The sequence below is a fragment of the Mycobacterium uberis genome (assembly GCF_003408705.1).
GTDB classification, from domain to species: Bacteria; Actinomycetota; Actinomycetes; order Mycobacteriales; family Mycobacteriaceae; genus Mycobacterium; species Mycobacterium uberis.
Map to the genome: position 1 here is coordinate 1 of NZ_QAYL01000032.1, position 5,480 is coordinate 5,480.

5 protein-coding genes are annotated in these 5,480 nt (G+C 58.5%); 4 read left to right on the forward strand and 1 reads right to left on the reverse strand.

Going from position 1 to position 5,480, the window contains the following annotated elements; genetic code table 11:
• Positions 1 to 783: 783 nt before the first annotated feature.
• Genes lipB through MUBE_RS13940 form a run of 3 tightly spaced genes read left to right on the forward strand, consistent with a single transcriptional unit; the run spans position 784 to position 3,211 of the window.
• Positions 784 to 1,491, forward strand: a complete 708-nt coding sequence (gene lipB, locus MUBE_RS13930) for a lipoyl(octanoyl) transferase LipB (protein ID WP_116540988.1) — start codon at positions 784 to 786, stop codon at positions 1,489 to 1,491.
• A complete protein-coding gene (lipA, locus tag MUBE_RS13935; RefSeq protein WP_116540989.1) occupies positions 1,488 to 2,432 on the forward strand; it encodes a lipoyl synthase in 945 nt (314 codons plus the stop codon). Before lipB ends, lipA begins: the two co-directional genes overlap by 4 nt.
• Before the next feature lie 26 nt (positions 2,433 to 2,458).
• Positions 2,459 to 3,211 (forward strand): DUF4191 domain-containing protein, encoded by a 753-nt coding sequence (locus tag MUBE_RS13940; protein WP_116540990.1) that lies wholly within the window; start codon positions 2,459 to 2,461, stop codon positions 3,209 to 3,211.
• Positions 3,212 to 3,243: 32 nt separating this feature from the next.
• On the opposite strand, the gene MUBE_RS13945 is transcribed toward MUBE_RS13940, so the two are convergent.
• On the reverse strand, positions 3,244 to 3,477 hold the full coding sequence (locus MUBE_RS13945; RefSeq protein WP_243633084.1) for a hypothetical protein: 234 nt from the start codon (positions 3,475 to 3,477) through the stop codon (positions 3,244 to 3,246).
• Positions 3,478 to 3,821: 344 nt separating this feature from the next.
• Between MUBE_RS13945 and glnA the strand changes: the two genes are divergently transcribed.
• The gene (gene glnA / locus MUBE_RS13950) at positions 3,822 to 5,258 is read left to right on the forward strand and encodes a type I glutamate--ammonia ligase (protein ID WP_116540991.1); all 1,437 of its coding nucleotides are present in this window, start codon (positions 3,822 to 3,824) and stop codon (positions 5,256 to 5,258) included.
• Positions 5,259 to 5,480: the final 222 nt, after the last annotated feature.

The window sequence follows — 5,480 nt, forward strand, 5'->3', positions numbered from 1 at the left end:
CAACCCATCGACCCACACCACAACCCACACCACCACACCCCACATAAAACAAAACCACACAACACTCAACAAGATGCTTGAGGACAGCCATCAAGCATCGTTGACTCGCTCAGATGAGACGTTCGTGTAGCCCCCGCAGGAAACAAACAGGACTGGGCAAGCAGGACAGCTTGCGTATGGTGATGGAATCGACCCGCAACGTCTGGGGGCTATGCTTCTACTATTCCAAACACACTAAAAGACCACCTAGACCCCAAGCTGCTGGCTCATTCACCCCGAAAGCCTGTAGCGACGGTCCTACCGACCCTCTGCAACAAGCGAGCAAGATCCGCTCCTCAATTGTCAAGCGCCGCAACGTAGTCTTCCAATTTCGCGACGGCCAACACCATGCTGCCATGTTGATGACCGCTGCTCGAGAATCGTTGCAAATGTGGGACACTGACCAGGATTCTCAGATCGATTTTACAGAACTAGCCACCGGGGTCGAACAGGCCAGAACTCATACAGACTCAACTAAAAGCCGGCCATCCACTGCTGTGGATGCCCTTTCAACGCCACCAATAATACGGTACTCACAGCACCAGAAAAGGGAACAAAAAGTAAGACGTACCGGCAAAACAGAAGTCGCCAAGCGCACCAATGCATTGGCCTATCAATTCCAGCATAAAACCCACCAAACTCACTTGACCCCCTGAGGAACTCAAAAGACTTGGGTTTGATACTGCTGAGTCAACCGTTGACGTGTGAACCGACCATGACGATCACCCGGGTACTCTCGCGACCATGACCTCCATCCGGTCGATCCCGAGCGCCATCAACGTCCACCAACTAGGCACCGTCGACTACCACATCGCCTGGCAGCTGCAGCGCGACTTGGCCGACGTCAGGATCGCTGGCGGGCCCGACACGCTGCTGCTACTGCAGCACTCGCCGGTCTACACTGCCGGACGGCTCACCCGGCCACATGAACGACCAAACTCATCGCTGCACGGCGCTCCCGTGGTAGACACCGACCGCGGAGGCAAGATCACCTGGCACGGCCCGGGGCAGTTAGTCGGCTACCCCATTATCGGGCTTGCCGAGCCGCTTGATGTGGTCGACTACGTTCGGCGCCTAGAGGAATCACTAATTACGGTGTGCGCCGGGCTGGGCCTGAACACCAGCCGAGTCGACGGCCGGTCCGGGGTCTGGGTGCCGGCCAACGCCGGTCAATCCGCGCGCAAGATCGCCGCCATCGGTGTACGAGTGTCACGGGCGACGGCCATGCACGGGTTCGCGCTTAATTGCCAGTGTGATCTGAACGCGTTCCGCGCCATCGTGCCATGCGGCATCAGCGACGCCGGGGTGACATCGTTGTCTGCCGAACTCGAACGCACGGTTACCGTCGACGACGTCCGGTCAGCGGTCGCCTCAGCCATCTGCGACGCCCTGGACGGTAGGTTGGACCCAACCCCGCAACTCACCTCTGCCCGCGTAGCATCGACACCGTGACTGTTGCGCCCGAAGGCCGCCGCTTACGGCGCTTGGAAATGCGCAACGCACAGATCCCGATCGAACGCAAGCCACCGTGGATCAAAACTCGGACCCGGATAGGACCGGAGTATATTGCTCTAAAAAGCCTGGTCCGGCGAGAAAGTCTGCACACGGTCTGCGAAGAGGCCAGTTGTCCCAACATCTTCGAATGCTGGGAAGACCGAGAAGCTACCTTTCTGATCGGTGGTGATCAGTGCACTCGCCGGTGTGACTTCTGCCAGATCGACACCGGGAAGCCGGCTGCATTGGACCGCGACGAGCCCCGGCGGGTAGCCGAGAGCGTGCAAGCAATGGGACTGCAATATGCCACCGTCACTGGGGTCGCCCGCGACGACTTGCCCGACGGCGGAGCCTGGCTGTACGCCGAGACCGTGCGAGCCATTAACGAGCTCAACCAGTCGACCTGCGTCGAACTGTTGATTCCGGACTTTAATGGGCAGCCCGCACAGCTAGAGAAAATCTTCGAGTCCCGCCCGCAAGTGTTGGCGCACAACGTCGAAACCGTGCCTCGCATCTTTAAACGAATTCGACCTGCTTTCACCTACCAGCGTAGTTTGAATGTGCTCACCGCAGCACGCAAGGCAGGTCTGGTCACTAAGAGCAACCTGATTCTCGGCCTAGGGGAAACTCCCGACGAGGTGCGAGCTACCCTAGATGAGTTGTACGACACCGGCTGTGACATCGTCACCATCACCCAATATCTACGTCCGTCGACACGCCACCACCCAGTCGAGCGCTGGGTCAGGCCTGAGGAGTTCGTCGAGTACGCTCAATATGCCGAAGGCTTGGGTTTCTCGGGCGTGTTGGCTGGGCCACTGGTGCGGTCATCTTACCGCGCCAGTCGGCTCTACGAGCAAGCGGCAGACACCCAGACCTCGGGTTCTTCGGCATCCCGTTAAATTGCACCTACGTATTCTTGATAACTATGGCTAAACCCCGAAATGCCGCTGCGAACAAGGCCTCAAGAGCGGAGGCTAAGGCTGTCCGCAAGGCTGCGTCTCGACAACGCCGCCTCCAACTGCGGCAAGCGTTCACAATTCAACGCACAGAGGACAAGCGACTGCTGCCGTATATGATTAGTGCCTTCGTATTGATCGTGGGCACCTCGGTAACGGCGGGGGTGCTGGCCGGCGGATTGACCATGATCACCTTGATCCTGCTCGGCGTGGTGCTCGGCGCGTTGGTGGCGTTCATCATCTTTGGCCGCCGAGCCCAGCGATCGGTCTACCACAAAGCCGAGGGCCAAACTGGCGCGGCGGCGTGGGCCTTGGACAACCTGAGTGGCAAGTGGCGGGTGAGCCCGGGTGTGGCGGCTACCGGCCACTTTGACGCTGTGCATCGGGTGATCGGCCGGCCTGGTGTTATCTTCGTCGCCGAGGGATCGGCGACCCGGGTCAAGCCGCTGCTAGCGCAGGAGAAGAAGCGCACCGCACGATTGGTCGGCGACGTGCCGATCTACGATATTATCGTCGGCAACGGCAACGGCGAAGTTCCACTGGCCAAGTTGGAGCGCCATCTTGCCCGCTTACCCACCAACATCAGCGTCAAGCAAATCTACGCGCTGGAGTCGCGGCTGGCCGCGCTAGGATCGCGAGCTGGTGCGAGTCTGCGGCCAAAGGGACCACTGCCCAACGCCTTCAAGATGCGCGGCTTGCAGCGGACAGTGCGCCGCAAATAACCGCCACTCGTAAACTTAGTAAACCTAGCTTCTCACCACCGCGAGACCAGTTGCCCGATATCATGCAACCCGCATCCATCCGCGTCGGTGAATAACGGCGGGATAACCATTTCCGATGAGCAGCCACCACGCCGACTACGAACCAGATGACCAAAACCACGGTCAACAACATCCCAACAGAGATAGTGCCGAGTCCCAGAGCCAGCAACGTCAAGCCATAGCGGATCAGCCAGTCGGCCAAAAGCGCGGCCAACCGGCGCCCTCATCAAGGTCAACGATCCCGGGCCGCGCTCTGGCAAGCTCAGAGCCAAGCCAGAATACGCGAAGCGTAGTGCCGGGGGTCCATCTCGGTCGATCTGATAACCCGACTCGACCCCGGCTAGCCTGTTGCAGGCATCTTCTCGAGGTAGGACTGCTACGAATCGCTACGCCTCCGCGGCAGACCAGACACGACCTTGCGGTCCATTGCCCCACAGTAGAATCCGCGGGCAACCCGGCCTCAGTTGCAGACGGCACGGTCAAGTAACCTCGACGCAATACGAGGGTAACTGACCAGCAATATCGGCTCCATAACGTCAGGCCGCGGATCAGGGAAGTAAAGGAGCATTCTGTGACAGAAAAGACGCCCAACGACATCCTCAAACTCGCCAAAGACGAGAACGTCGAATTTGTCGACGTTCGGTTCTGTGATCTTCCCGGCATGATGCAGCACTTCACTATTCCGGCTTCGGCCTTCGATAAGAGCGTGTTCGAGGACGGGCTGGCCTTTGACGGTTCGTCAATTCGTGGGTTCCAGTCGATACACGAATCCGACATGCTGCTGCTCCCCGATCCGGACACAGCGTGCATCGATCCGTTCCGTGAGGCCAAGACGTTGAACGTCAACTTCTTCGTCCATGATCCATTCACCCTCGAACCGTACTCGCGCGACCCGCGCAACGTTGCCCGCAAGGCCCAGAACTATTTGACTAGCACCGGTGTCGCTGACACCGCATATTTCGGCGCCGAGGCCGAGTTTTACATCTTCGACTCGGTGAGTTTCGACTCACGCTCGAATGGTTCGTTCTACGAAGTCGATGCCATCTCGGGGTGGTGGAACACCGGCGCAGCAACCGAGGCCGACGGCAGCCCCAACCGTGGCTACAAGGTCCGCCACAAGGGCGGATACTTCCCGGTGGCACCCAACGACCAGTACGTCGACTTGCGCGACAAGATGCTTACCAACCTGATCAACGTCGGCTTCGTTTTAGAAAAAGGCCACCACGAGGTGGGCACCGGTGGGCAGACTGAGATCAACTACCAGTTCAACACACTGCTGTATGCGGCCGACGACATGCAATTATACAAATATATAGTTAAAAATACCGCATGGCAGAACGGCAAGACAGTCACCTTCATGCCCAAACCGCTGTTCGGTGACAACGGCTCCGGCATGCACACCCACCAGTCGCTGTGGAAAGACGACATCCCGCTGATGTACGATGAGACCGGCTACGCCGGTTTGTCGGACACTGCGCGCCACTACATTGGCGGTTTACTGCACCACGCGCCGTCGCTGCTGGCGTTCACCAACCCAACGGTGAACTCCTACAAGCGATTGGTTCCCGGCTATGAGGCCCCGATCAACCTGGTCTACAGTCAACGTAACCGGTCGGCATGTGTGCGTATCCCGATCACCGGCAGCAACCCGAAGGCCAAACGACTAGAGTTCCGCTGCCCCGACGCATCAGGCAACCCTTACTTGGCGTTTTCCGCCATGCTAATGGCGGGCCTGGACGGCATCAGGAACAAGATAGAGCCGCAGGCACCAGTCGACAAAGACCTCTACGAACTGCCGCCGGAGGAGGCCTCGAACATTCCACAGGCCCCCACCCAGCTGGCTGCTGTAATCGACCGGCTAGAAGAAGACCACGAATACCTCACCGAGGGAAACGTGTTCACGTCCGACTTGATCGAGACGTGGATCAACTTCAAGCGCGAGAACGAAATCGAACCAGTCAACGTTCGACCGCATCCGTACGAGTTCGCGCTATATTACGACGTCTAAGGTTGTTTTGTGTTGTTTTGTGTTGTTGGTTGGTGGTGTTGAAGCGAGGTTTTGGTCTGTTCTTATCTGGGGAGAGTCTAGCCAGTGTGACCATGGTGATGTCGTGATGCAAGACCGTCGCCCCTTACGGTACATGCGCTAGCCTTCACCTCATTTTGATGAAGACCAGCGCAACCCCCCGCCAGACAGTGTGCTGCGAGTCGCTACCCCAACCCCCGCACA

Bases quoted from the DNA above. Each gene is read 5' to 3' on its own strand.
- lipB (WP_116540988.1), top strand. From the start codon at position 784: ATGACCTCCATCCGGTCGATCCCGAGCGCCATCAACGTCCACCAACTA.
- MUBE_RS13940 (WP_116540990.1), top strand. From the start codon at position 2,459: ATGGCTAAACCCCGAAATGCCGCTGCGAACAAGGCCTCAAGAGCGGAG.
- MUBE_RS13945 (WP_243633084.1), bottom strand. From the start codon at position 3,477: ATGAGGGCGCCGGTTGGCCGCGCTTTTGGCCGACTGGCTGATCCGCTA.